General features: G+C 60.6%; 21 protein-coding genes and 1 pseudogene. 9 read left to right on the top strand and 13 right to left on the bottom strand.

Annotated elements, in window-relative coordinates; all coding sequences use genetic code 11:
• Positions 1–430 precede the first annotated feature (430 nt).
• From QZ269_RS06405 to QZ269_RS06395, 3 genes are all read left to right on the top strand, one after another.
• Entirely contained in the window at positions 431–1,000 is a 570-nt protein-coding gene (locus tag QZ269_RS06405) for a phosphodiester glycosidase family protein (protein ID WP_291425505.1), read from the top strand.
• Positions 1,001–1,075: 75 nt separating this feature from the next.
• Positions 1,076–1,723 (top strand): hypothetical protein, encoded by a 648-nt coding sequence (locus tag QZ269_RS06400; RefSeq protein WP_291425503.1) that lies wholly within the window; start codon positions 1,076–1,078, stop codon positions 1,721–1,723.
• A gap of 66 nt (positions 1,724–1,789) precedes the next feature.
• A complete protein-coding gene (locus QZ269_RS06395; RefSeq protein WP_291425501.1) occupies positions 1,790–2,659 on the top strand; it encodes a hypothetical protein in 870 nt (289 codons plus the stop codon).
• A gap of 41 nt (positions 2,660–2,700) precedes the next feature.
• On the opposite strand, the gene QZ269_RS06390 is transcribed toward QZ269_RS06395, so the two are convergent.
• The gene (locus QZ269_RS06390; protein ID WP_291425499.1) at positions 2,701–3,348 is read right to left on the bottom strand and encodes a hypothetical protein; all 648 of its coding nucleotides are present in this window, start codon (positions 3,346–3,348) and stop codon (positions 2,701–2,703) included.
• A gap of 290 nt (positions 3,349–3,638) precedes the next feature.
• On the opposite strand from QZ269_RS06390, the gene QZ269_RS06385 reads away from it, so the two are divergent.
• Entirely contained in the window at positions 3,639–5,594 is a 1,956-nt protein-coding gene (locus QZ269_RS06385; protein ID WP_291425497.1) for a DUF4158 domain-containing protein, read from the top strand.
• Between the two features lie 7 nt (positions 5,595–5,601).
• On the opposite strand, the gene QZ269_RS06380 is transcribed toward QZ269_RS06385, so the two are convergent.
• Together QZ269_RS06380 and QZ269_RS06375 are read right to left on the bottom strand one after the other, a co-directional pair.
• Positions 5,602–6,177 carry an IS630 family transposase gene (locus tag QZ269_RS06380; protein ID WP_291425495.1) on the bottom strand — a complete coding sequence of 192 codons (576 nt, stop codon included), beginning with the start codon at positions 6,175–6,177 and terminating at the stop codon, positions 5,602–5,604.
• Positions 6,122–6,616 (bottom strand): winged helix-turn-helix domain-containing protein, encoded by a 495-nt coding sequence (locus tag QZ269_RS06375; RefSeq protein ID WP_291425493.1) that lies wholly within the window; start codon positions 6,614–6,616, stop codon positions 6,122–6,124. Before QZ269_RS06375 ends, QZ269_RS06380 begins: the two co-directional genes overlap by 56 nt.
• 175 nt (positions 6,617–6,791) lie before the next feature.
• Here QZ269_RS06375 and QZ269_RS06370 point away from each other — a divergent pair, with 175 nt between their 5' ends.
• On the top strand, positions 6,792–7,715 hold the full coding sequence (locus QZ269_RS06370) for an IS3 family transposase (RefSeq protein WP_291425507.1): 924 nt from the start codon (positions 6,792–6,794) through the stop codon (positions 7,713–7,715).
• Positions 7,716–7,772: 57 nt separating this feature from the next.
• Positions 7,773–8,645: pseudogene (locus QZ269_RS06365) on the top strand (Tn3 family transposase); the annotation flags it as partial.
• A gap of 265 nt (positions 8,646–8,910) precedes the next feature.
• Here QZ269_RS06365 and QZ269_RS06360 read toward each other — a convergent pair.
• Genes QZ269_RS06360 through bioB form a run of 4 tightly spaced genes read right to left on the bottom strand, consistent with a single transcriptional unit; the run spans position 8,911 to position 13,245 of the window.
• Entirely contained in the window at positions 8,911–10,194 is a 1,284-nt protein-coding gene (locus QZ269_RS06360; RefSeq protein WP_291425491.1) for an 8-amino-7-oxononanoate synthase, read from the bottom strand.
• Positions 10,195–10,204: 10 nt separating this feature from the next.
• Positions 10,205–11,527 carry an adenosylmethionine--8-amino-7-oxononanoate transaminase gene (gene bioA / locus QZ269_RS06355; RefSeq protein WP_291425489.1) on the bottom strand — a complete coding sequence of 441 codons (1,323 nt, stop codon included), beginning with the start codon at positions 11,525–11,527 and terminating at the stop codon, positions 10,205–10,207.
• The gene (gene bioD / locus QZ269_RS06350; RefSeq protein ID WP_291425487.1) at positions 11,517–12,191 is read right to left on the bottom strand and encodes a dethiobiotin synthase; all 675 of its coding nucleotides are present in this window, start codon (positions 12,189–12,191) and stop codon (positions 11,517–11,519) included. The genes bioA and bioD overlap by 11 nt, the downstream gene beginning before the upstream one ends.
• A gap of 1 nt (position 12,192) precedes the next feature.
• Positions 12,193–13,245: a biotin synthase BioB gene (gene bioB, locus QZ269_RS06345; protein ID WP_291425485.1), complete on the bottom strand. Its 1,053-nt coding sequence runs from the start codon at positions 13,243–13,245 to the stop codon at positions 12,193–12,195.
• Between the two features lie 283 nt (positions 13,246–13,528).
• Here bioB and QZ269_RS06340 point away from each other — a divergent pair, with 283 nt between their 5' ends.
• On the top strand, positions 13,529–15,127 hold the full coding sequence (locus QZ269_RS06340; protein WP_291425483.1) for a S41 family peptidase: 1,599 nt from the start codon (positions 13,529–13,531) through the stop codon (positions 15,125–15,127).
• A 185-nt stretch (positions 15,128–15,312) separates the two neighbouring features.
• Here QZ269_RS06340 and QZ269_RS06335 read toward each other — a convergent pair whose 3' ends face one another.
• The gene (locus QZ269_RS06335) at positions 15,313–16,707 is read right to left on the bottom strand and encodes a triacylglycerol lipase (protein ID WP_291425481.1); all 1,395 of its coding nucleotides are present in this window, start codon (positions 16,705–16,707) and stop codon (positions 15,313–15,315) included.
• Between the two features lie 369 nt (positions 16,708–17,076).
• Here QZ269_RS06335 and QZ269_RS06330 point away from each other — a divergent pair, with 369 nt between their 5' ends.
• On the top strand, positions 17,077–17,979 hold the full coding sequence (locus QZ269_RS06330; protein ID WP_291425479.1) for a site-specific integrase: 903 nt from the start codon (positions 17,077–17,079) through the stop codon (positions 17,977–17,979).
• Between the two features lie 99 nt (positions 17,980–18,078).
• On the opposite strand, the gene glf is transcribed toward QZ269_RS06330, so the two are convergent.
• Together glf and QZ269_RS06320 are read right to left on the bottom strand one after the other, a co-directional pair.
• Positions 18,079–19,221 carry a UDP-galactopyranose mutase gene (glf, locus tag QZ269_RS06325; RefSeq protein ID WP_291425477.1) on the bottom strand — a complete coding sequence of 381 codons (1,143 nt, stop codon included), beginning with the start codon at positions 19,219–19,221 and terminating at the stop codon, positions 18,079–18,081.
• Positions 19,214–20,410 carry a glycosyltransferase family 1 protein gene (locus tag QZ269_RS06320; protein WP_291425475.1) on the bottom strand — a complete coding sequence of 399 codons (1,197 nt, stop codon included), beginning with the start codon at positions 20,408–20,410 and terminating at the stop codon, positions 19,214–19,216. Before QZ269_RS06320 ends, glf begins: the two co-directional genes overlap by 8 nt.
• Before the next feature lie 237 nt (positions 20,411–20,647).
• Here QZ269_RS06320 and QZ269_RS06315 point away from each other — a divergent pair, with 237 nt between their 5' ends.
• Entirely contained in the window at positions 20,648–21,709 is a 1,062-nt protein-coding gene (locus QZ269_RS06315; RefSeq protein ID WP_291425473.1) for a glycosyltransferase, read from the top strand.
• A gap of 21 nt (positions 21,710–21,730) precedes the next feature.
• Here the strand turns inward: QZ269_RS06315 and QZ269_RS06310 are convergent, their stop codons facing one another.
• The 3 genes from QZ269_RS06310 to QZ269_RS06300 are packed head-to-tail and all read right to left on the bottom strand — an operon-like array spanning position 21,731 to position 25,331.
• Positions 21,731–22,327, bottom strand: a complete 597-nt coding sequence (locus tag QZ269_RS06310; protein WP_291425471.1) for an SAM-dependent methyltransferase — start codon at positions 22,325–22,327, stop codon at positions 21,731–21,733.
• A gap of 9 nt (positions 22,328–22,336) precedes the next feature.
• Positions 22,337–23,050, bottom strand: a complete 714-nt coding sequence (locus QZ269_RS06305) for a PIG-L deacetylase family protein (protein ID WP_291425469.1) — start codon at positions 23,048–23,050, stop codon at positions 22,337–22,339.
• Positions 23,043–25,331, bottom strand: coding sequence for an acyl-CoA dehydrogenase family protein (locus QZ269_RS06300; protein ID WP_291425467.1), 2,289 nt, complete (start codon positions 25,329–25,331; stop codon positions 23,043–23,045). The genes QZ269_RS06305 and QZ269_RS06300 overlap by 8 nt, the downstream gene beginning before the upstream one ends.
• Positions 25,332–25,865 lie beyond the last annotated feature (534 nt).

Here is a 25,865-nt window from a genome sequence, read left to right as displayed (position 1 = left end):
CTATCCATTTGGACTGGCTTAGTTGACGTTTTTCGTGGCGTCTTACCCAAACTCGACTTCTCGTGCTGAGCAGTTACCTGCCAGCTTCCCTAGTCAAGCCAGGAAGACTCGCTGAGCAAGGTTCCCCGGAATGAATCAATTTTGGCGCTCTATTTACTTCTTTGGTCATTCCCTACATAGAAACGCCTACTGCGGGAGTGCGTAATGCGAACTGCCGAAAACAGTAGGAATATACTATTAGTTTTCACTGTTTTATTGGTAGATAGCAATGTTTCTATTCTTGGCGAAAGCGAGCACACTGATGACAGAAGTGATCACTTCAATCCCTATAAGAGGTAATGTCATGAGTGCGATTAAATTCCTTCCGTCCGACTTCCGACTTCGTTTCCTAGGTTGCAGTGGGTCTGCCGCTGTTCACTTGCGCGATTACATGGCCCTGCCTGAAAACGCTGGACTCAAAGCGGCCAGCAACTTCATGTACTTCAACTCCCCGACCAGTCCCACCGTAAACGAAGGGCTGATCGGCCAGCTCATCATCAACGCCAGCACCGTCTGCGCGTACTCTGCCAAGAACATCGACGCGATCACCTACGACACGAATGGCTCCTTCTATTTCCACACGCAAACCGATGCGCTGGCGATGAAGGGAAGCGTGCAGTGGAGCATCGGTTCTGGTCCCCACATCGTCAAGGACGGCAGTGTGACCAAGGCGACCTGGGCAACCCGCTCCGGCCTGCGTGAGAATGACCCTGTTGAACGCATTGCGATGGGTGTCACCTCGACGGGCTATATGGTTCTGGCGTACCGCAACGCGCTGACCCTCACCGAAATGGCGAACTACATGATCAGCCTGGGCTGCAAGAATGCCCTGGCGGGCGACAGTGGGGGCAGCGCACGCCTCTACCGTAAGGATGTGGGCAAATTCGAGGGAACGGATCTCCGTCCTGTGCAAGTGTTCACCTGCGCCGCGAACTATACCTTGATCAGCGACCTGCCCTGATCCTCCGCTAACCGCTAACGGGCGTCCACCAAAAGGTGGACGCCTATTTCAATGGTATTCGCTTAAAATGAAATCATGCTTCTGAAGTCTGTCGCCATTAGTCTTGGACTAAGTGCAATGTTTACAATTTCTGGCGCAACAGCGCAACGTGAAGCGCTGATTGTACCATTTGATGCTGCCATCTACTCCATTTTTGCTATGCCCTACAGTGATCCACTGCGACAAAGTGAGACCTTATCGTTTAATGAAGGAATCAAACAACTCAAGATGAATTTCCCAGCGCCTCAACATGAAGGCTTTAAACGACTGGGGGTCTGGTCCAATGGCAAGAATTCAGACGAGCGTTACATCACCACGAGTCCGCAGGTGACGATCATTTACACCCTAGATTCACCAGGCGCACCTACACCGTCCTCGAAAACAGCCGCTATGGTCTATCAGATCACCAGAGTCAACTTGACTGAGGGGCAAATTCAAAAGAACCTGAAGGATTTTGTAGACTCCGCCTCCGCCGGAGTTCGCAAAGTAGCATTCAAAAAAGGCACTGTGTACGCACACTGTCAGCCGTGGTTTTTCGATTATCCCGCCCTGTCGAAACAGATCAAAACGACCTGCCAGTCGCTCTACCTGACAAAAGATGTCTACGTCAGAACCAGCACGGTGAATCTGCCGCTTGAGGCTTCACTCCGGGCTACGATGGCGCTCGTTAATTCCATGCGTTAAAGCCCTTTCGCCTGACGCACTCCGTTCCTTCAGACTGAGGTCACTTCCATGAACCACATTTCGCGCATGATCCCTCGCTTGCTGCTTGGCCTGTTGCTGACTACCCCTGCATCCGCTCAGACCTCCCGCTTTCATCCGGCAACCACCACCAGCACCGTGAGCATGCCAAGCCTGAAAGCAGGGGAGGTTCTGGTCATCCCCACGCTCACGCAGATCCTGCCACGAGTCGACCCGCACTTCATTGTGAAGGTCACCCCGGCAGAGGTGCAGATCACTTTGCCACAGAGCGGACGGCGCATCTTCCTCAGCCTGAGCAGCGGTCAGGGCCGCATTGAGGACCTACGCATGGGGAGCGCCACCATCACCTTCCAGGCCAGGCGGTCAGGCGACCAGCTCACCGTCCCGGCCACCGACCTCGCAAACGCCCTGGGGCTGAGCAGCCTGGCGCAAGGTTCTACGCCAGACGGGTACACCCAAGCGGTGCAGACTCAGGCAAAACTGGCGCTCGATAGGCGGCGCTCGCTCAGTCTGCCCCGCACCTTCCTGCCGGGCGACCAGGCCCGGCAGACCAGCGAGCAGTTTGCGTATCTGTTCCCACAAAGACAATCAGGCGAGTTCATACTGATGGATCCGGAACAGCATTTCGCGCAGGCGTTCACGGTGACAGGCGGCGTGGCCCGGCAGACCTGGGCGGCCAGCCTCGGCCAGCCCTGGCCCACAGCGGCCAGTCGCCTGCTGGCTTACCTCGGGCGTCCCGTGCAGGAAGAGGGGCAGCGGCCTGACTGGCGTTCGGGCGTGGATGAGTTTCTGATCAGCGATTCGGTCGGCACCATCTACATCCACACAGCCACCATCACGCCGCAGGGCCAGGAACGTTTCCAGCGAACTTATGTTCAGGAGCAACTGGAGGAACGCGCTTTCCCCATCGTCCCATGACAAAAGGCCACAGTTCGTGGCCTTTTGTCTCCTGGTGGGTTTTACCGCAGTGCGCCGTAGAACTTATTCGAGTCGAGCATGAAGGTGGCCGTGTAATCCACGGGAGCCTGGGGCGCGGGGTAAGGGCCACCGGGCGTGTTCGCATTAGGTTGGTGGGTCTTCGTGCCGCTGGCATTGCTGGAGGTCACGTTCTGCCAGTTTCCACTGGCGTCCATGTATTTCATCGAGGTGAAGCTGGCCGCGTCATGGTACACGCGCCAGGTGCCGCCGTAATCCGCTGAGGAGTTGATCACCTGGGCCGCCGCAATGATGAAGCGTCCGGTGGTGGCGCTGTGGACGCCCGTGGACTTGTACACTTCCGTGCCGTCCACCACGAAGTGGATGTACCCGGAAGTGTCCAGGTAAAGTTGTAGGGCATGAGAGGTGCCAGGGCCGAAGGCGGCTGTGTACGGGCCGTTTGACCGGGCGGCGTCATTGGCGTAGTTGTTGTTCACGAACCAGTGCAGGTAGGGCTGACCCGCTGCGTTGCTCACGCCGCACTCGACGCTGCCCAGGCCGAGGTAGAAGTTGAAGAAATCGCCGGTGTTGTTGTTCGTCCAGGTTGCGGGAATGGTGATCTGCCCAGACAGGCCACGCACCTGAGGGGTTACGTCTACACGGGCCACTTTGTTGAATTCCGGTAAGCTCATTTGTTGCTCCTTGTCCTGCTGAAGTTGAAGTGATCACTTCTGGACTCAGTATGCTTTGAGCGTAAAAAACGCGAAAGAATGGATTATACCGTAATTTGAGGATTTTCTACTGGTAGATTTCTCCTGCATCCGAAGTGCCGGATTTGCAAATAGAACTGGCATTTCAGGTCTTTTGATGATTGGCGTAAGCTAGTGGAGCACCACTAACCCGCTTCCTGTCACCTCTTGCCACCGTTCTCTGTGGGAGCAGTACCGACACTGTGCAGAGTCGGCACTTTCAAGGAGCTTCCATGCACCAGCGCTGGACGATTGACGAACTCATCGACGTATGGACGCTCCTCCCCGCTGAACGTGAACTCCTGGGCAACAAGACTGGCCCGACCAGACTGGGCTTCGCGGTGATGCTTAAAGCCTTCCAGCACGAAGGGAAATTCCCCTACAACAGCCATGAAGTACCGGAATTGGTCGTCAAGTACGTGGCAAGGCAGGTCGGTGTCCCACACGAGCAGTACCGGGAATTCAACTGGCGCAGCCGCAACAGCAGCTACCAGCGTCAGGACATCCGCGCCTACTGCGGTTTCAGGGAATTCACCCGCGAGGACGCCGACACCCTGACGGACTGGCTCAGCCAGTCCGTGGTGCCACGAGAATTCCGTGTGGGAGCGGTCACGGACGCGGCTTTTCAATGGTTACGAGGCAACAAGATTGAACCGCCCAGCACTGGGCGGTTACAGCGTTTCGTGGATTCTGCCGAGCGGCAGTACGACCAGTGCCTGTGCCAGACTATCCATGACCGACTCAGCGCGGCGCAACGGGAAGCATTAGACAAGCTGCTGGACGCCATTCCGCTCCCAGAAGATGAAGCGGGGGAAGGCGAACTGATTCCACGCGGCTCAGTGTTGCAAAACCTCCGCACTAACTCCGAGAAACGCGGGGTGGACAGTGTGGAACAGCAGATTGAGAAATTGCGCCTGCTGCGAAAAATTGGCTTATCTCACAGCCTCTTTGCAGACGTGTCGCCGCACGTCCTGGTGCGTTACCGGGAGCGGGCGGCCACCGAATCCCCCAGCCACTTCCGTGTGCAGGCCGCACCTGTGAGGTTGACGTTGCTGGCCGCCTTCTGCGTTACCCGCATGACTGAACTCACGGATTCGTTGGTGACGCACCTGATCGATATGGTGCATCACATCAATGTCCGGGCCGAGCGGCGCGTAGAGAAGAAATTCGTCAAAGAGTTCAAGAAGGTCAATAACAAGGAACGGCTCTGGGAGAAGCTCCTCGAAGCCGCGCTGGCGAACCCAGACGGCACCGTCCGGACTGTCCTCTTTCCTGTGGTCAGCGAGGAGACGCTGCGCGACCTGCTGCGAGAATTCAAGGAGAAGGGCGGATTTCGTCAACAGGTGCATACCGTCCTGCGCGGCACTTATAAGACCCATTACCGCCGCATGATCCCTTGGGTGCTGACTGAACTGGAGTTCCGCTCCAACAATCAGCGGCATCAACCCGTGATACAGGCGCTGGGACTACTGAAACGCTATGTGGACAGCTATGTTCGCATCTACCCGCCCGAAGAAGTCATTCCTGTCGGCGGCGTGATCGACCGCAGTATCCAGAATTTAATTCTTGAGCAGGGTACGGACGGCAAAACACGGGTCAACCGGGTGAATTACGAATTGTGCGTGCTATCCGCCCTGCGGGACGCGGTGCGTTCCCGCGAAATCTGGGTGGTGGGCGCGGATAATTACCGTGATCCAGAAAAAGACTTGCCGCAGGATTTCGAGACCCAGAAAACGCAGTATTTCGAGGCGCTAAGCCAACCGCAGGACGTGGAAACCTTTGTCTTGGGTCTGGAACAGCAACTGAATGATGCTCTGGTGATGCTGCACGACGGGCTGCCAAAAAATGCCGAAGTGAAGGTCACAAAACTTGATGGTGGGCGATTTGTGGTCTCCCCTCTGAAAGCCCAACCTGATCCACCCTTCTATGACACGCTCAAAGGCGAAGTGGGACGGCAGTTCTGGAACACGCAACTGCTGGAAGTGCTGGTGGAGTCCGACCAACGTGCGGGGATCACCCCGCACTTCAAGAGCTTCATGACCCGCGAGAACCTCAGCCGCGAAGACCTTCAGCAGCGTCTGCTGCTGTGCCTGTTCGGACTGGGAACGAACACTGGACTGAAGCGGGTGGCTGCCGGACAGGACGGCGTGGCCCACCACAACCTCCAATACGTGAAGACGCACTATTGATGCCGCGCTAAGTTGATGTCGCCTCAAGGTCAAGGCCAAGAAGTTTGGCGGGCAACTGACGGTATCGAATTTTCGGCCAGACTTTTCTCAAGTACGCCTTGAGTTCTTCCAGTGTCTCGGGACAGAAATTGGCAAGGTGATGACGCTTGACGTAGGCCCAGACGAGTTCAATCGGGTTCAGTTCTGGACTATAGGGTGGTAGGTAAGTGATACTTAGCCGTTCCTCCTTGGCGACAAAATCCGTAACCATCTTCGCTCTATGAATCTTAGCGTTGTCTACGACAACGGTAATTTTCCCTTCTATGTGTCGCAGAAGGTGCGTTAGGAAAGCAATGAAACCAGTAGCCTTGATTGAACCTTCGTGTGTCTGTTGAAAAAACTGTCCTCCAGACGTGATTCCCCCAATGACGGAGAGCTTCTTCCAATTGGTTTTGGCAAAGATAATTGGAGTCTCTCCCCGTGTAGCCCATGTATTACCCACGACAGGCTTCATGCTTATCCCGACTTCATCGGCCCAGACGACTGTTTCACCCTCGTCTATCTTTTTTTTCCAAGACTGGAAGCTCTGCTTCCAGCCATTCATCAATTTGCTCAGTTTTCTGTTCTAGAGGGCGTTTTTCGGCTTTTTGCCAAGAAAATCCCCAGCGCACAAGAAGCTTGCCAACCCAGTCACGGTCATACCAGACCCCATACTTACGTCCAATCAGGTCACGAATCCGCGCTGTCGTCCAGCGTCCATCATCATATTGCTGTGGGTCTGGGCCAGCCCGAATGATGTCCATGAGTTCAGCAACTTGCTCATCAGTCAAAAATGCTGGACGCCCGGTTGAACGGGTGGCTTCCAGTGAGTCACCTTGGGCAAGACGTTGTCTCCAAGCGCGAATCGCTGTAGGTGCAACGCCAAATTGACGTGCTAATACAGTGGATGAAAGCGTTCTATCCCTCAAGAAGGGTAATGCCGCAAAGCGGCGTTCTTCCATTTGCTGTCGGGTCAGGAGTCTGGGTCGCCAAACCTCAGTCATGCCCCCAGTTTACTTCTCGCCACGAACTTACCGCGTTATCAATAGCCGTAGGACGCCCCGTCTTCACGGGGCGAGGAGTCGCCGCATTGTCGGTGCAAGAGGCTCGCCTTAAGGAACTTGAACAAGAGCTGATTATTGCCCGTCAGGAGCGCGATATTCTAAAAAAAGCCTTGGCCTGTCTTGGGCAAAACGGCACCCGTATGGGGCCTGCCCGCTTCTTCGCCAGACAACCCTGATTTTTGCCTTCATAGACGCACACCAAGATGAGTTCCCTATAGACCTAATGTGTCGCGTCTTGGAGGTCAGCATCAGCGGCTACTATGCATGGCGAAGCAGGCCAGAATCAGAAAGAATCCAGAAAGACCGCGCCCTGACGACAAAAATCCATACACACTTTTCGGCAAGTCGTGGCACCTATGGTGCCTTGCGCATCCAAGTTGATCTTGCGGAGGAGGGTGAACAGGTCAGTCGTCAACGAATTGGTCGTCTGATGCGGCAAGCAAAGCTTTTTCCCCTCTGTAAGCGTAAATTTCGCACCACAACGAAAGCGAACCCATTTCGTCCAGTCGCTGAAAACGTGCTGAACCGCGATTTCGCAGCCAATGGCCCGAATCAAAAGTGGGCTACAGACATTACCTATCTACCAACGACGGAGGGTTGGCTTTACCTAGCAACAGTGATGGACTTGTACTCACGGAAAATCGTCGGCTGGGCGCTAGACGAGCGTCTTCACACGCCGCTGGTTACAGCGGCACTGGAGATGGCTGTAGAGCGTCGCCAGCCCCCACCTGGCCTGCTGCACCACTCTGATAGGGGAAGCCAGTACACCAGTGATGTCTACAAACAGGCGTTGTTACGCCTAGATGCGCTTCAGAGTATGAGTGGGAAGGGGGAATGTTGGGATAACGCCGTTCAGGAAAGCTTTTTTGCGACTTTAAAAACAGAACTTGAGCTGTACGAACCCAAATGGGGGCGCAATCAGACCCGTAGCGAGGTATTTGAATGGATTGAGGTGTTCTACAACCGTCAGCGCCGTCACTCAGCGTTAAGCTACCGGTCCCCGGTGGCCTTTGAGGAGCAAGCCCTCAACCTGAACTAACCCTCCACAAAACCCTTGACATTTCACTTCGCCGTTGGTGGACATGGCCGGAAATTCGGCCATCTGAATGCGAAATATGGCCGGCAACAGGGTGTGCTGTTCTATACGCATGTTTCCGACCAATACGCCCCTTTTCACACCAAGGCGATTACTGCCAATGTGCGAGACGCCCTGCACGTCCTGGATGCCTTGCTCTATCACCAGTCCAATCTTCAGATTCAGGAGCATTACACCGATACAGCAGGATTTACCGACCAGGTTTTCGGGATGTGCCACCTGCTTGGATTCCGCTTCGCTCCGCGAATTCGTGACCTGACTGAAACGCGCTTGTACACGCCGGAACCACCCCGCACCTATCCTGTTGTGGCCTCACTCATTAACCGCAAACTCAATCTGGAACTGATCCGCGAGAACTGGGATGAATTACGCCGCCTGACCGTCTCGGTCAGGCAAGGAACAGTCACCGCCTCCCTGCTGATGAGCAAGCTGGCCGCTTACCCAAGGCAGAACAGCCTGGCTCAGGCGTTGAGTGAACTGGGCCGAATCGAACGCACGCTGTTCACGCTGGAATGGCTCAGCAGCCCTGAACTCAGATTGCGCGTTCACCACGGCCTGAACAAGGGTGAGGCGCTCCATTCTCTGACCAGAGCGGTTGCTATTCACCGAAACGGCGAAATTCGTGACCGCTCGAACGAGGCGCAGAACCTGCGGGCCAACGGCATTCAATTGCTGGTTGCCATGATTAGCGCCTGGAACACAGTGGCCCTTCAAAATGCCATTGATGAAATGAAAAAGGACGGGCAGGACGTTCCAGAGGAACTCCTACCTCATCTCTCCCCGCTGGGTTGGGAGCACATCGCGTTGACCGGGGACTACTCTTGGCGGCCTTTAGCCGAAATCGTGCCGGATATTGCCGTCTCAGTGAGCTAATTTTCCTTAGCGTAGGATTTTGCGCGAATCGTGTAGTCAGGCCAAGATGTTGAGAGGTAAGGTGGAAAGAATGCTGAAACTGTGCAGCGGTTGGATCGCCTCTGTAGCGACCATACTGAGCCAAGTGTTCGTTAGTCAGGAATTCAAAGGCCATTTCCCAAATTGTAATCTAACTTCCTAACGCAACTTTCGTCACGGCTGCACGTCACGGCCCAGGCCCCAGCGCTAGCTTCAACACTTTGAGACTCAAAAGTAACCTATATTACTAGGGTAATTTTTCGCACGGACTCTCACATGACCCCGAATAAACATCACCGTGTTCTTCTTTCAAACGCTCTGCACCCACCCGGCTTCCCTGGTCGTCAGACAGGTCATTGATGTCAGCCGCGCACTGCTCCAGCTCCTCCCAGCGGTGCACGCTGCTCAGTGCAAAGCGCAGTCGGGCGCTGTCCGGGGCCACCGTCGGCGGGCGAATGGCCACCACGCCGTAGCCCCGGCTCCGCAACTCCTCCGCCCGCCGCAGAGTCAGGTCTGCGGCCCCCAGCACGACCGGTACCACTTGCGACTCGCTGCCCGCGAGGTCGAGGCCCTGGGCGCTCAGGGCGGCGCGGAACCGCGCGGCATGAGCGTGCAGTCGCCGCCGCTCCTCGTCCATGCCCTGAGCGTAACGCACGTTCAGCAGGCTCACCGCCACGTTGACCGGCGGCAGGCCCGTCGTGAAGATAAAGGAGCGTGCCGCGTTCAGCAGGTAGCGAATCAGCACGTCGTCCCCGGCGATATAGGCTCCCACGCTGCCGTACGCCTTGCCCAGCGTGCCCATCAGCACGTCCACCTCACCTGATACGCCCTGGGCACAGGCCAGCCCCGCGCCGCCTGACCCGTAGACGCCCCCGGTGTGGGCCTCGTCCACCATCAGCCACGCGCCGTACTTCTTCTTGAGCGCGACCAGTTCAGGCAGCGCGGCCAGCGTGCCGTCCATGCTGAACAGCGCGTCGGTCACGATCAGTTTGTGCGCGGCGTGGCTGGCCGCCAGTTGCCGTTCCAGCGCCCCGAGGTCGCGGTGGGGAAACACCTGCGTCTCGGCGCGGCTCAGTCGGACGCCGTCGATGATAGAGGCGTGGTTGAGTTCGTCGCTGAAGACGGCGTCTCCCTGGCCCATCAGCGCCGGAATCACGCCGGTATTGGCCGCTACGCCGCTGCCAAATATCAGCGCCGCTTCCCGGCCTTTGAGCCGCGCCAGGTCGCGTTCCAGCAGGCCGTAAACCGGGTGGTTGCCATTAATGAGCCGCGCCGCGCCCGCACCGAAGCGGGTCAGGGCGTCCAGCACGACAGGTTCGTCGGGGTCGCCTGCCAGGAGGTCGTGAACGGTGTCAGGCGTCCAGCGCTGACGCGAAAGGCCCAGGTAGTCGTTTGAAGCGAGGTCAAGCAGCCGCCTCCCACCGGTCCGGACGTAGCCCGGCTCCGAGTCGGCTGTCCAGTCGTGCAGCTGGCGTTCACGGCCCTGGGCGGCCAGTGCGTCCAGGCGGGTGTGCAGGCGCTCCCAGGTCATCCTGCCAACCTCACCCGGCCCGCCCGAACGCCTGGGCCGCGTCCAGCATGGCGGCGTGAGCCTGGGCCAGTTGCTCGTCGGTGACCGGGTAGGGCGGCATCAGGTACACCACGTTGCCCAGCGGGCGCATCAGCAGACCCCGAGCAGCAAAAAACTGCCGGAGTTCCAGGCTCACGTTGCCGCCGTACTCCCCGGCCCCGCGAATCTCGGCGGCCAGGATGGTGCCGCAACGCCGGACGCGCTCTAGATGCGGGTGCGCCGCCAGCTCGGGCATGACCCGCTCGTGCGCCGCGCCGATGCGCGCCCAGTGGGCAGCAGTCTGCGGCGAGAGGGTGAGGTCCAGCGAGGCCAGCGCCGCCGCGCAGCCTAGCGGGTTGGCGGTATACGAGTGGCCGTGCGCGAAGGCCTGCGCGAACGAGTCGCCCTCGAAAGCCCGGTACAGCTCTTCGCTGGCCGCCGTGACTCCCAGCGGCAAAAAGCCTCCGGTGACACCTTTGCTCAGGCACATCAGGTCCGGCACTTCGCTGAGGTGCCGCGCGGCCCAGAGCTGGCCGGTGCGCCCGAAACCGGTCATCACCTCGTCAAAGATGACCAGCGCCCCCGCCGCCCGGACCCGCCGCACCACCTCGTCGAGGTAAGCGGGACGTATCATCCGCATGCCGCCCGACCCCTGCACCAGCGGTTCTAGCACGATGGCCGACACGTCGTCGCCCAGCAGGGCGTCCAGCGCGGCCAGGGCAGCCTGCTCCTTGGCGGCTAGGTCGGGGTCGCCCGCCCAGGTTGCCGGGTACGGCACGAAGTCCACCTCGAACAGCTTTTCCCGGAACGGCTTGTAGAACCCCGATGTTGCCCCGGCGCTCATCGCGCCGAAGGTGTCGCCGTGGTAGCCGCCCTCAAAGGCCAGGATGCGGCGGCGCGGTTCGCCCCGGTTGAACTGGGCCTGCAAGGCAATTTTGATAGCCACTTCGACGGCGGTCGAGCCATTGTCGGAATAGAAAATCCGGCTGAGGTCGCCGGGCAGTTCAGCGGCTAAGCTCGCGGCCAGCTGGACCGCAGGAGCGTGGGTGTACCCCGCGAAGATGACGTGTTCGAGTTCCTGGGCCTGCCGGGCAATGGCCGCCGCGATTTCAGGCCGGGCGTGGCCGTGCAGATTGACCCACCACGAGCTGACCATGTCGAGCAGCCGGGTGCCGTCGTCCAGAAAAAGGTAAGGGCCTTCGCCGCGCACGATCACGCGGGGTGCGGGCGCAGTGCGGGCCTGGGTAAAGGGGTGCCAGACGTGCCGGGCATCGAGGTCGAGGAGGCGGGCGGTGTCAGTGGGGTCAGCGGGCAAGGGCCGCCTCCTGTGCCGCAGTTGCGGGCCAGTCTGAAAGCAGCTCAGCCAGGCCCCGCGCCGCCTCCGCGACCGTCTGCGCCGAAATCTCGGTCAGCGGCGGCACCTCGGCCAGCACCCGCACCGCGCCGTGCCGCTCGATGGCCGCGCGGTTGTGGGGGGCCAGCGGGCCGCTGAGCACCACGCCGGACACCGGCAATTCGCGGCGGCGCAGCGCTTCCAGCGTCAGCAGGGTGTGGTTCACAGTGCCCAGGCCGCTGCGGGCCACCACCACCACCGGAAGGCCGAGGGCGGCCATCAGGTCGCGCATGGTTTCGCGCTCGTTAAGCGCCACCAGGACACCGCCCGCGCCCTCGACAACCAGCGGGCCGTCCACCTGCGGGCGGCAGGCCATCACTTCGGCCACACTGACGCGGGTGCGCTCCAATGTGGCCGCCCACTCCGGCGAGGCCGGTTCCTGGTACACGCGGGCCGGGGCGAAGGTACGACCGGTCAGCCCGGCCAGCTCGGCTACCACCCGGGTATCGTCGTCGCCGTCCACAGCACCGGTTTGCAGCGGTTTCCAGTAAGAGGCGTTCAGGGCGCGGCACAGCAGGGCGCTGACCAGCGTTTTGCCGACGCCGGTATCTGTGCCGGTCACGAACAGCGCGGAGGGAGAGCTCACTTCAGTCTGCTCCTGCCGCCGCCAGTTCGGTTTGCCCGGCCTGAACCGCGCCGCCACTCGCCGCGTGCAGGCCCAGGTCTTGTAGCATCTGCCAGTCGGCGTTCGCTTCCTGGCCGCCTTCGGTGAGGTAATTACCCAGGAAAATCGAGTTGGCGATCAGCAGGGCCAGCGGTTGCAACGAGCGCAGGTGCACCTCGCGGCCCGCCGAGGCCCGCAGTTCGGCGCGCGGGTTGAACAACCGGAACACCGCCAGCACCCGCAGACAGTACCAGGGGGTGAAGTGGGCGGTGGTCTGGTGGCCGTCCAGCCCCGCGCCGTCAATGGGTAACAGGAAATTAACCGGAATCGAGTCGGCGCGGCGTGCCCGCAGTGTCATCGCCAGTTTCACGATCTGCTGATCGCTTTCGCCCATGCCGATAATCACGCCCGAGCAGGTGCTCATCCCCGCCTGAGACGCGTGGGTCAGCGTTTCGACCCGGTCGGCGTAGGTATGGGTCGAGCAGATGTTCCCGTAGTGGTCCTCGTGGGTGTTGAGGTTGTGGTTGTAGGCGTCTACCCCGGCCTCACGCAGTGCCTGGGCTTTGGCCTGGCCTTCCTCGCCCAGCAGCAGGCCCATGCAGGCGCACACTTCCAGGCCAGTTTCGGCCTTGATACGGCGGGTCGCCTCGCTGACGTGCTCTACCTCACCCCAGGTGCCGCCGCGCCCCGACAGCACGATGCAGTAGCGCTGCGCCCCGGCGGCCTGGGCTTTTTTCGCTTCCTCGACCATCTCGTCGGGGGCCAGCACCCGGTAACGCGGAATGCCGGTGTCGGCTCCCTTGGCCTGCGAACAGTAGGCGCAGTCCTCGGCGCAGATGCCGCTTTTGGCATTGAGCAGCACGTTCACCTTCACCCGGTCGCCGAACGCCGCGCGGCGCACCCGCCAGGCCGCGTCTACCAGGCGCAACGTTTCGGTGTCGGGCAGGTTCAGCAGTTCCAGCCCTTCTTGCAAAGACAGCTCTTCATCGCGCAAAACGCGCTCGGCCACGCTCTCGATATTCAGCATCAGAATCATTCCCCCCGGAACGCCGCTTGAAAGGCAACGACCCCTCAGGGCTCGTGACCGGTTCTGTACGTTCGTTCAGGGTAAAAGTATAAACACTGAACGAGAAGAAGGTGCGGTACAGTGCATTTCCGGCCTCGTGCCTGCAAAGTCGCCAAGGAGGGTTCAACCCCGTAGCACGTTGAGCCTACCTGAGGCGAGCCTCATAAAGACAGTGCTGACAGGGCGAGCGGGCCGCCGGGTCTGCTCTGGGCGGCTCTTGCACCCCAGGCAGCCGTATATCATACTGTTCATAATGCGTAAACCAATGATCCTGGTCTTAGGAATAAGCCTCCTGCTAGCGTCGTGCAGTACCGGCTCAACCCCCACGCCAAAGCCTACTCCTACCCCCACGCCGACGACGCCGCCAGTCAACACCGCTCCGGCCAGTAGCGCGGAGATTCCGCCTGTGCCCCGCAACGTCAACACCGGCAACTACGACTGCTCCAGCTTGAAGGGATCGGGCGTCACGCCGCTCAGCTTGCGTCTCAACCGTGGAGCGGATATCTACGACCAGGGCACTCATGTTCCTGGCCAGCTCAGGGGCCTGTCGGATACACCCGAAACCCTCCAGGACCTGCTGTACACCACCAAGAGCATCATCAACAACATGTATTACGGCTACAGCACCGTGAACCTCGATGATCTTCACGAGTCGGCTTACAAGGCCTTCAAAAAAGACTTCCCCAACAAGCTGAACACCTATCTGCTTTCGGACGAGTGGGCCAGCTACAGCAACCTGAGCGACGCTCGGCAGGCTCTGGTCGATACGAAGATGGACAGCTACATCGACGGGGTCAAAGACGGCCATACCTTCTACATGAACCGTGCCCAGACCGACGCCGACAAGAACGGCTCGGCCCCCACACCGGTCCTGGGCGTCAGCCTCGCCCTGGTGCCTGGTCAAGACGGCCTGATTTTGACCGACGCGAGGCTCAACGGCCCGGCCTTGACTGCGGGTATGCGCCGGGGCGACGTGATTTTAAGTATCAATGGTACTGCGCTGACCCGCACCGCCAGTCTGTTAGACGACCAACAGTACGCCGCCTTCCGTAAAGTGCTGACCAGCGCCATCAGTGCTGGCGGCGATTTGGTTATGAATGTCAAGACCGCTGGCCAGCAGCACATGGTGCGGGCCACGCCAGCGGTTCTGACCGGCACTAGCCTGCCCTGGGGCGAGGTACGCACCGACACAGGCGGCAAGCAGCACTACTACATCCATATTCCGACTTTTTCCTCGGTGGGCCCGCAGCGCAGCCAGAGTGTTCCGATGCCGATTGCCAGCCGGGTTCATCAGCTGGTCGCCGACGCCCAGAGCAAGGGCGTAGACAATATCGTGATGGACCTGCGCGGCAACGGCGGGGGCCTGCTGATCGAATTCGTGGGTGCAGCGGCGGCCTTCGCGCCGAACATCGCTGGCGAATCCACCCGGTATATCGACGGCAGCAGCATCAAGTTCGCCTACAGCGCCAGCAACGTGGTTCTGACCGACGGGTGCGGGCTGTACAACCAGAACTACCCCGTTCAGAACACGGCCCAGTGGAAAGGGAAAATGGTCGTGCTGGTCGACGGCAAAAGCGCCAGCGCCTCCGAGATGTTCAGCACCAATATGCAGGCCGCCGGAATCAAAGTGATCGGCAGCGACACCTACGGTGTAGGGGCGACCAGTACCTATCACCTTGACTTGCCGGGAGGCCGCAGCATGAGCGTGACGGCTGGGCGAACCTACATCAACGACAAGCCGGTGGCCGAAAGTGTCAAGCCGGACATCGTATCGCTGGATAACTACGCCCAGCTGGCCGATACCGGCGTCGACAATACCCTGCAAACCGCCTACCGTGAGCTGAACAAGTAAGCCGGGGCTCCGTTCCTGCACGCTCCCAGTTCAGAGTTGCCGCCCCAAGCCCTGAGCGTGGGGCGTTTTTTTGCTCTCGGCTGTTGCACCCTGGAGTGGCAGCTGAGAGGGGCGCTTCTCTGGCTGCTGGTATGTTCCTCAGAGATGACGGGAGCCTGATTCACGCTTGCCCGTCACCCGGAAAATCAATTCTGACTGCTGAGGAAGGCGGCCTGATTGCGGTAGAACACTCTGACGTCACGCGGCGACAATACGCCGATAATGGCGAGGTGGTCATAACCATTGAGGCGCCCCAGGTCATACCAGTGGCCTGCCTGAGCGACTTGCCCACTGTAGCTTTCCATACTCTGGCCTGCTGGCGCACCCATATAGTTGCTGGGCACCAGGCCGTCATTGGGCCACCAGCTGCTGTTATATTGGTAGCCGCCGTACATGCTGCTGCCATAGACATTGCCCAGCCCGGGCAACATGGGGCGCGGATAGGGGTAGGCAGTGAGCTTAATGATGGGGTTCATGGTGATATTGGGGTAGGCCCAGCCCGTTAGCAGGCCAGGACTGGTGTCGTTGGTCGCCCAGGAAAAATACTTGGTGACTTTGCTGCGGCCTATAAAGGCGTTCAGCTCTTTGGCTCCGTCAGGACGCAGGTCCCAGGCCGAGGAATCGTGACTGGTCATGATGGGTGAGCCCATGACGCGCTTGATATAGGCGTCCAGGGTTTCACCCGGCTGCCGCTTTAGGTGATACTGCCCCAGCTTGAAGTCGTAAATGGGATTGAGGCCCAGGTCGGCGGCGGTGGCGGCCAGTGACATGAGGGTTTTCTGTAAGTTGGGTATCAGCGTCTGTAAGTTATCGGCAGCAGGACTGCCGTCACCGGGGGCGCTAATCATCATCACGTTGTTCACCCAGCCGACGCGCCCACCCACAAAGAGGTTGTTGCCGTCCGCGTTGGCGGGGCTGCCGTCTTCCAGCAGCTTGACCAGCATTCTGGAGGTCTGCCCACCCTGGCTGTGCCCTATGAGGTTGATCGGGTGCTGCGCGTCCCACTGCGGATAAAAGCCAGGGTAACACTTGGCTGTGTCAAAGCGGTCATGGCCGTATTGCGCGGCGCGGGCCGCTCCGTAGTCTACGCAGCCGCCTTTAATCTGGGCGTAGAGTTCCGCAGCGCGGTCCCAGTTACTGCTGATTGGCCCAACTGCCGCCGTAAAGACGTTATAGCCCTTTGAGCGTAGGTCTTCTTGCACGTCATAAATGCCGCCCCAGTATTTGATGACTCCACCCAGCTCATTGCGCCCAAAGCCGACAAAGCCGTGAATCAGTACAATGGGTACGCTTGTGTTGAGGGCCTGGGCACTGACTTTGTGGCCCCCCGGCATGGTCTGTGACAGCTCGGTTACGGCCTCCGTCTGCACTCCTTCAGGCGGCTGCGACTGACTGTCGAGATAAGCAGCCCGCTCCTGATTCGTGGTGGTTGTGCTGGTGGGCGGCGTCAGGTTGCCGGTTGCCGTGACGGGTGTGTTCGTCCCGCAAGCCGTCAGTAAGGCGCTCAGGAAAAGGGCAGTGGGCAGGTGTGATTTAGCCATAAGGAGACCTCTGGAGAAGTGCAGTGAGAGGCTTGCCGCCTGGGCAGGCCGGGTTTAAAGACGACGAAAGGCGCTAAGCCCTAGCAGAAGGAATAGCCTGAAACCATGCCTGAGCGAGGCAGATAAAGGGCAAAAAACTGTTTTTTAGGCTGAGTACAACTTAACTTTAAGTCCGCGGAGAGAAAGATGGCTTTCTAGACAAGTCAGGTCTAATAGGCCCTGCCGCTTGAACTGGGCCGTTTTGGATTCTATCCGAGCGGAGGCGAAAACAATACGGATTTCGTGGTACGGACTTGTAGAGCTACCTAAGACTTGCCCCCAAGATAACTTCATATATACACTTACACCCACCTCTGTTATCCTCGTTACATGCTTCCCTCGCCATCCCACCTCAAGCTCTTGCTGGAGCGCCAGCAGTACGAGGAGTTTTTCAACGAACTGCTTCCGCACATCTCCGACAAGCTATCGACCCGTAAAAACGTCCTGTCGGGGTGGCGTATTTATATAAGGTTTCTGGAGGAAACAGGGGAGAGCTTGCTCAATTTCCAGCGGGTGGGCGTCGAATATGCCCAGTGGTTGAAAGCTCAGGACGTCGCTCCGGCCACCCTGAATAACCGGCTCACACAGGTCAGGAAGCTCTATGCTCTTTTGCTTACGCTGGAGCTGGTGCAGGTCAATCCTTTTCTAGGAACGGTTGGTGAACGCAACCCTGTAGATGAACGCCGTGAGATTTATTCCTCAGAGGAAGTGCAGCGCCTCCTTGCGCATGCTGATGCGCAGGAACGTTTGCTGATTCTTTTGGCAACCGAGGCTGGACTTTCAGGCAGTGAGGTGCGGCGTCTGAAGTTCGGTGACCTTCTGGCTGATGGAGCAGAGTTACGAATCTGGCGGGTAAGGTACCGTCAGGATGGGTTTGAACCAGTGCAGGTTGTGAAGTGTTCAGAGGTGCTTCAGGACGCTCTGGGTCAGTGGTTAAAAGTGCAGGGGGCTGCTCCCTTGTTTGAGAGCCTACCAGAGGGTTTTTTGTTTGAAGTTGAGGGAAGGGCCTTGACTGATCCTGAGTTACTGTCTAGGCTTTATTCTCTGTGCCAGCGGGCGAATGTCATCTATAAGCCTTGGCGTGCGCTGCGGCATGTGGCTGGTGTTCAACAATTGGCGGCTGGGACAGATAAAGTGGCGGTTCAGGAACAGGTAGGTGTTCGCTGGGTCGGCCCTCTGGCGAAAAGGGCAGGATTGGTGGATGGGCGGAAATTGCGTTGGAAAAAGAGATGACATCTTCTGGCTTATGTGCAGGTTGTATATAGCTAAGTGTATATATCAAAGTAGCTTAGGTTGGGCCTGGACTGTGCTCAACCTAAGCTACTTTGAGGACTACTGATCACTCTGCTTATGTTCACCACTCAGACGGCGGAAAGTCGCCAGGGCCTGCGCTACCACCTGATCCATGTTGTAGTAACGGTAGGTCGCCAACCGTCCTACGAAAGTCACGTTCGGCTCGGCGTCGGCCAGTGCCTCGTAGCGTTTGTACAGTTCGGCATTTTCGGGCCGGGGCACCGGATAGTAGGGGTCACCTTCGGCGCGGGGATACTCGTACACCACGCTGGTCTGGTGGTGGCGCTGCCCGGTGATGTGCTTGAACTCGCTAATGCGGGTGTAGGCATAGTCGTTGGGATGGTTGACGGTACCCACTGGCAACAGCTGCTCTACGTCATGCGTCTCGTGCCTGAATTCCAGGCTGCGGTAGGGCAGGCGGCCAAAACGGTGGTCAAAAAAAGCGTCGACCGGGCCGGTGTAAATCAGGTGGCCGTGCGAAATCAGGCCAGCGACCTCGCGGTAATCGGTGTTCAGCATCACCTTGATATTCGGGTGAGCCAGCATGTTCTGAAACATCCGGGTGTAGCCGTGCAGAGGCATCGCCTGAAAGCTATCGGCAAAGTAACGGTCATCGCGGTTAGTGCGGGTGGGCACGCGGGCGGTAACGCTGGCATCCAGTTCGCTGGGGTCAAGGCCCCACTGCTTGCGGGTGTAGCCCCGGAAAAACTTGTTGTAAAGGTCACGCCCCACCTTGCTGACCACCACGTCCTCACTGGTTTTGACCTGCCCGACTTTCTCGGCCACCGACGCAAAAAACTCCTCTACCTGAAAGGAAGTCAGGCTCAGACCGTACAGGCGGTTGACCGTGTCTAAGTTAATAGGGATAGGCAGCAATTGCCCGTCTACACTGGCCAGCACGCGGTGCTGATAGGGACGCCAGGCCGTGAACCGCGAGAGGTAATCAAACACGTCGCTGGAATTGGTGTGGAAGATGTGCGGGCCATAAGGATGAATCAGCACGCCCGCGTCGTCGTAGCAGTCGTAGGCGTTGCCGCCGATGTGGGGGCGCTTGTCTACCAGCAGTATCCGCTGGCCCACGCTGGCGAGGCGCTCGGCCAGCACCGAACCGGCAAAGCCCGCCCCCACGATGAGGTAATCGAATGGCTGGGGGTGCTCGGTATCATTTTGGCTATCAGTCATGCGACAGCTCCAGTTGTTTTGCGGCTGTGTAGGCGGCTTTAAGTTGGGCAGTCTTCGTTTCGGCGGCTTTGTCTATCTGCTCTTGCATGGCCTGCCACGTCGCGTCCCACGACAGCTGCGACAGGTGAGCGTCGGCACGGGCCTGACGCGCGGCGGCGGCGGCACTTCCTGCCTCGGCCAGCACGGCGGCGCAGGCCGCTTCAAAGGCGTCTATTCCGTCGGCGATGCGGGCCATCTCGCCTTCTCCGTAAGGCCGAATCACGTCGTGAATGCCTGTAGACACCACCGGCACGCCCGCCGCCAGATACTCGGGCGTCTTGGTGGGGCTGATAAACTCGGTGGATGTATTAAGCGCGAAGGGCAAGAGCGCCACGTCCCAGTGGGCGAGGTAAGCGGGCAGCTCGGCGTAGGGCTTTTGGCCCAGGTAATGCAGATTAGCGCCCTGGGGCAGCTCGGCGGGGTCAATCTTGACGACGGGGCCAATCAGCACCAGTTGCCACTCGGGGCGTCGGCGGGCCAATTCGCCCAGCAGGTCGGTGTCCAGCCGCTCATCAATGACGCCGTAAAAACCCAGCCGGGGGCGGGCCAGCTCACGTTGGTCGGCAGGGTCGCTAAGGCCAGGGCGGGCCTGGATAGGGCGGGCCTGGGCAAAGTGCGCCACTTCCACGCTGGACGCAAAAGGATGGACGTTGGGATGCTGCTGGCGCTTGGACTCATAGAGACGGTGCCCCCCGGTAAAGACCACGTCGGCCTGAGTAAACAGCTGCCGCTCACGCCCGCGCAGTTCAGGCGGCGCACCCTTGAAGTTGGCAAGTTCGTCCATGCAGTCGTAGATGGTTACGCGGGGAGACAACAGCGCGGCGACCGGCAGCTCCATCGGCGTGTAAACCCACAGGTCGTACTCGCGCAGCCCTTCACGGCCCACCAGTTCGGCCAGCAGCTGCGCGGTGCGGGCCTGAGACTGGGCGGGGCTGTGGCCGATTTCAATGTGCGGCGTGCAGACGTTGACGCCGCTAGAGTCCTGCCGACAGTTCAGGTGGTCAGGCCACTGACCAAAATGTGGCTCCTCAATGTAATAGACGGCGCGGTTCCTGGCGGCGCGGGTCATCAGGTGTTGGGGACGCTGAAAAACGAAATCCCAGCGCAGGTGAGAGAGAACGAACAGGGCAGGGTGAGGAGAGGCAGGCATAGGCGACGTTCCTTCCCGGACGCAGGGCAATCCGGCTTAATGGTGCTGGGGTATGCTGCTCTAGCAGGATAGATCTAAAGGCGAAAAAAGCCAGAACAATTTGACCTATAACAAAACAAAGCCTCGCTAGTCACTGCGTTCATCATCACATTCTCACTGACTGGTCAGTTAACAATCACCTTCAGAAACCTTCACGGGTGCGCTACCGGGGCCTGGCCCGTATACTGCCTTCCAGCTGTGAACGTCGTCGTCGCCATTCCCGCCCGTGATGAAGGAAACGGCATTAGCCGGACACTGACGGCGCTGGCGGCACAGACTTACTCCAGACCTTTTGAAGTGCTTGTCCTGGCGAACAATTGCCAAGACGATACGGCAGTGCAGGCGCGGGCCGTGGCTCGGCGGCAGGCCAGTTTCAGACTGCGGGTGCTGGAAGTGACCCTGCCCCCCGAGCAGGCCAACGTGGTTGGGGCGCGGCGGTTGGCGCTGGAGACCGGGGCGCACATGGCTGGTCAGGAGGGCATTGTCGTCAGCACTGACGCTGACAGTGAGGCCGACCCCGACTGGCTGGGCGCTCTGATCGCGCCGCTCGAACAGGGCTGGGCGGCTAGCGCTGGCCGGATTCAGCTGCGACGCGCCGAACGCTACGCTCTGCCCCGGCCGCTGCGCTCGGTGTATCTGCTGGATACGGGTTACCGTCAGGTGGCCGCCCAGCTGCGTCACCGGGTGGCCTGCCTGAGCGAGCCTGCGCTCACTCACTGGCAACACTTCGGGGCCAATCTGGCCCTGACAGTGCGGGCCTACCGGGCCGTGGGCGGCCTCCCCGAGGTCAGTTGCCTGGAAGACATGGCCCTCGTCGCGGCGCTGGCGCGGGCTGACTTGCCGCTGTGCCACACCCACGCCGCGCGGGTTTACACCAGTGCGCGGCTCAGCGGGCGGGTTCCAGTGGGGCTGTCTACCCAACTGGGCGAGTGGCGCAGCGGGCCAGGAGGCTGGCGGGTGCCGGGCGGCCCCGAACTCGTCGCCGCCGCGCAGGCCGAGCGCCTGACCCGTGAGCTGTATGGAACTGACATGACTCTGGCTCAATCAGCGGCCTTACGTCGGGCTTGGCGGCTCCAGAGAGACGACACCGTCACGCTGGACTTTCCCACCTCTGGGCTGGCGCTGGAGGCACTGCAAGCCGCACGCGACCAGGCCGGGTACTGGGCCGCCGAGTTTCCCCCGGTTCCGGTACGTCAGGCGCTCCAAGAAGTCTGTGAGGCCCTGGCCAACTATGGCGGGCAGGGCTTCAGAACGCGCTGAGAGTCAGCCCAGCACCGCTTGTTAGCACCGCTCGAACAAATCCAGCCGGTAGCCTTCTTGCTCGTCGCCGTGCCGCTGCGCTTTCAGGTGCCGGAGCGTGCCCGCTGCCACCCGCCGCAGGGCCGCCTCATGTACCGCGTCGCCTGTCTGCGGGTAGTCGTGAACCGGAGGTGTCCAGTGAACCAGCAGTAACGTACCGCCAGTTTCCAGCCGTACTAAAGCGGCGTCCAGCGCCCGCTCCAGGTCATCCACGCCCAGGTAGTACAGCACCTCGGAGAGCAGCACCAGGTCAAAGGGGCCAGGGGGCAGCTCGTCGGGTAGGCGGCGCTGAAGCAGAGTTACGCCGCTCAAGAGGCCAGCTTGCTCCAGGCGCTGGCGGGTGCGTTCCAGGGCCTGCACGTTAACGTCTAGCGCCGTCAGGTGCTCGGCCTGCTGGGCCAGCAGCGCCGTCAGCACCCCGATAGAGCAGCCAACTTCCAGAGCGCGGGCGTAGCGCGGGCGTGGAAGCGCGGCCAGAGTCCGGGCATATTTGGCGGCCTCGTAAGGGCTGCTCTCGAAGTTCCAGGGGTCGTCGCTGTTTCCATAGACATGCTCGAAGTATTCCGGCGGCAGAGTCACCAGGGCAGTTTATAGCCCAGCACGGCCTGCGAAATGCCGGAAAAACCGCTCCGGGCCAGCCACCGCCCGCTGCACCATCTCCGGCGCGAGGACAAAGCCGCTGGGGTCGTCGTCAATCAGGCCCAGTTGCGACCTGTGGGCGGCGATAGCGTTCGCCTTGCGCTGTTGTTGTGCGGCTGACAGCGGGAAAAGTAGTTCGCTCAGCCCTTCGGCGGGCTGGGGCCAGTCGCCCGGCTCGCCGCGTTCGGGCAGCCAGACGGTGTATTCCAGGACGCAGGGCACCCTGCCCAGCAGAGGTTCAAAACAGACCCAGCAGGCGCGGTGGTCGGGGTGAGGGTCACGTCGCCAGGGCAAAAGCAGCGTGGCGGGAGGCGCGGTGGCCCAGGCCCGGGCCAGGGCTGAACGTACCCTGGCGGGGTCACTCCTCGCCAGTTCGCCGTCTGGGAAGCCCAGGGCCACTGTTTGCCCAGCAGGAATGCCCAGTTCCAACAGGCCAGCGCGCCACTCCGTCAGCCGCTGGCCCACTAAAGCAGGGCGCGGATACTTGACGGAATGCGGATGTGACGCGCCGCCATCGGTGACCAGCAGGGCGTGAACCTCGCCGCCCAGGTCGCTCAGCGCCGCCAGCAGGCCGCCGCAGCCCAGTGCCTCATCGTCGGGGTGGGGGGCGACCACCCAGATAGGTTCGGGAAGTTGGTTTGGGTCAAGCTTTGGGTCAAGCATGGTCGTCACTCTGTCCAGCGTTACCCAGCGGGTCGTAGTTGTCCTCGTCGGCGTCCAGCAGATAGGCCCCCACTTCCAGGCGGGCGGCGTCGGGCGCAGGCTGGCGCAGGTAGAGGCGCAGGTCGCGCAGCAGCCGCTCGGTTGGGGAGGGCGGCAGCAGGCCACGCGCCCCCGCCGCCCGCTCACAGGCTTCGGCGCAGGCGAGGCAGGCATCTTCGGACAGCAGGCGGGCCAGCGAGACGTAGGCCAGCACGGCTCTTTGCGCCTCTGGCTGTCCACCCACTGCCAGGCTATCCAGCCGCCGCTGCCCCTGTAGCACCGTCTGCCAGGCGGCTTCCAGACTGGCCCCAACCGCCGCAAAACGCAGCCGCTGCACGTCGTCCCCCGCCCGCCCGGCGCGGCGTAGGCCCAGGCGCACGCTCCGCAGGGCCGCCTGCGCCCCGCCCAACTGCGCGGCCAGGAAACGCAGCGCCCCGCCGCTGAACTCCGGCTGAGCGTAGTACACCCCTGGCGGCCCGATCAGCTGCTCAGGAGCTACGCGAATACCGCTCAGGTCGGCGCGGAAGCTGACACTGGAGCGCATCCCCGCTGGTTGCCAGAAGCTGGGGTCAAAGCGCTCCGGCTCCGGGTCGCGCAGCAGCACCAGCTGGCGGCCACCCGAGGCTTCGGCGGGGCACAGCGGGCGAGTCACAAAGTAGGCTCCAGAGGTAAAGGTCTTGTGGCCGCTCAGCAGGTCGCCTTCCAGCCGTAAGCCAGGGGCTTCTTCGGTGTTCCAGACGCCAAAGAGCTTGCCCGTCGCCGCGTCTGCCGCCGCCTGAAGCGCCTGGGCGGGGCTACCGTGAAGAACCATCAGTTGCAGGGCGTTGGCATGCCCCTCAAAGAGCCGCGCGACCGGGAGACTCAGGCGGCCTACGGCGCGGAGAAATTCAAGCAGGTCGGTGCCGCTCAGACCGCCGCCGCCTAGCCCGGTGGGCAGGGTAAGGGTCATCACCTGGGCGTGGTGCAGCGCCTCAAAGGACGCGGCTGGAAAGGTGCCTTCAGCGTCGCGCGCCGCCGCCTCGCCGGTGACGGCGGCCTGCGCCTGTGCCAAACGCCGCAGCGCCTCTGGCAGCGGTACGGAGGCGCAAACGGTCGGCAGGCCCTTTTCCTGCAACTGAAGTTTCTTAACCCGCGCCTGTCCCTCACGCAGCGCCGCCGCCAGTTCGGGGTCGGCGGGGCGGTGTCCAGTAGAGTCGGGATAGTCCCACAGACCGTTGTGGCAGTGGCGGTCATCGTCCCAGCCGGGGTGATTGACCACGGGATACAGGCAGATGCCGTGCAGCGCCACACCCCGCGCCCGCGCCTGCAAAGCCTGGGCCGTGACCATCCGCAGCCAGTCGGCACGCTGGTCTCCCTCGGTGCCTGTTTCGGCCAGAAGCAGGGGTAACTTATAGCGCCCGTATACAGCGCCCAGCTGCTCGGCCAGCGGCACAAACTGTGGATGCTCGGGCGCTAAAACCTCGCGCTGCGCGGGGTCGGAGTGCTTAAACCACTGGTTATAGGGGTAGAAATTCAGCCCCAGCACATCCACATATCGGGCCGCACCGCCCAGTTCAGGCCGGGCGCGGCCCAGCAGCCAGTCCAGCGCGGCAAATTGCGCGTCGTGCTCCCCTTGCGCGGCCTTTTCCTCGGTGGGCGTGGCCGGGTGCGGGCGGATATGAATGAGCGGTTCAGCATGCAGGAAGCGCACCTCCGGATCTACCTCGCGGGCTGCGTCCATAGCGGCGATGCTGGCACGCACCAGCTGCATCTTGAGTTCGTCGCCGCGCCCCCGTGCAAAGGGGTTAAGGTAGGCCACGTCGCCGCCGCCCCAGGCCAGGAAGGAAATCTCGTTGATAGGGCACAGCCACAGCGTGCCGCGCGTTTCCCCCCGCAAAAAACGGGTCGCGGCGCGGGCAAAGTGGGCAAAGCGCTCCGGGAAGTCCTGTTCAAAGGGCGAGAGGTCGTCGGGGTAGCCGTAGTGCAGCAGATCCCAGATGACCTCAACGCCCGCTGTCTGCGCCGCCCGGGCCTGGGCCTGTGCCGAGCGAAAGTCAAATTGTCCCTGCTGCTCTATCAGGTGCCAGCGCAGGCCGTCGCGTGCCGTCAGTAGCCCCGCCGCTGCCAGCCGGGCGTAGTCCTGCGCCGCGTAAAGGTCGTGACGCGAGGCGTCAATCACGTCAATGCGGCGACCCGACGGCCTGCGCTGCGTGCTGCATTCAAAGCCACCCATGAAAAATGAGGCAAAAGGGGGAAAAGTCATGTCCCATGCACTATAGGTCGGGCGGAGCGAGGCCGGAATAATGATGAGAGACGCAGTAGCACCAGTACGAATTCAGTGCTCCCGGCCCTCCATTGGCACAGAAGACGACATCGATCAGCCGCGTCACCAATAGGATGGCGACCTGTTCAAAATGCGTTTGACCTGGGGAGCCAGCAAGGAGCCGCCGTTCCGCAGCGCCGTGATGGTCAGCACCGTCGCAAGTTGCCAGTGTAGGCGGCCACGGTACGGCGCTGATTAGGCTGATTCGGTCGCTGCTGTTGTCATTTGTACACGAAACAGGCTTAACTGTCGTCTTTTAACACTAATTTATCTTAGTGTTAATTATTCAGCACGACTGAGCCTTACTGATCTTGCCACTCTCGGCTCCCCATGCCTCTCTACGCGGGGGTGTTTTAAGGAAGCTGCTACCAAGCGCAAACTGAACGACCCTGCACTTTCAGAGGCTGTCTGAGGCCCATATCGTCGGAGTATCCATGCTGCCCTCTTCATCAGGCGCACAATCGCTGGAGCAGA

This window comes from Deinococcus sp. (assembly GCF_018260405.1).
In the GTDB taxonomy this organism is placed as follows: Bacteria; Deinococcota; Deinococci; order Deinococcales; family Deinococcaceae; genus Deinococcus.
This window is presented reverse-complemented; position numbering and strand designations above follow the sequence as displayed.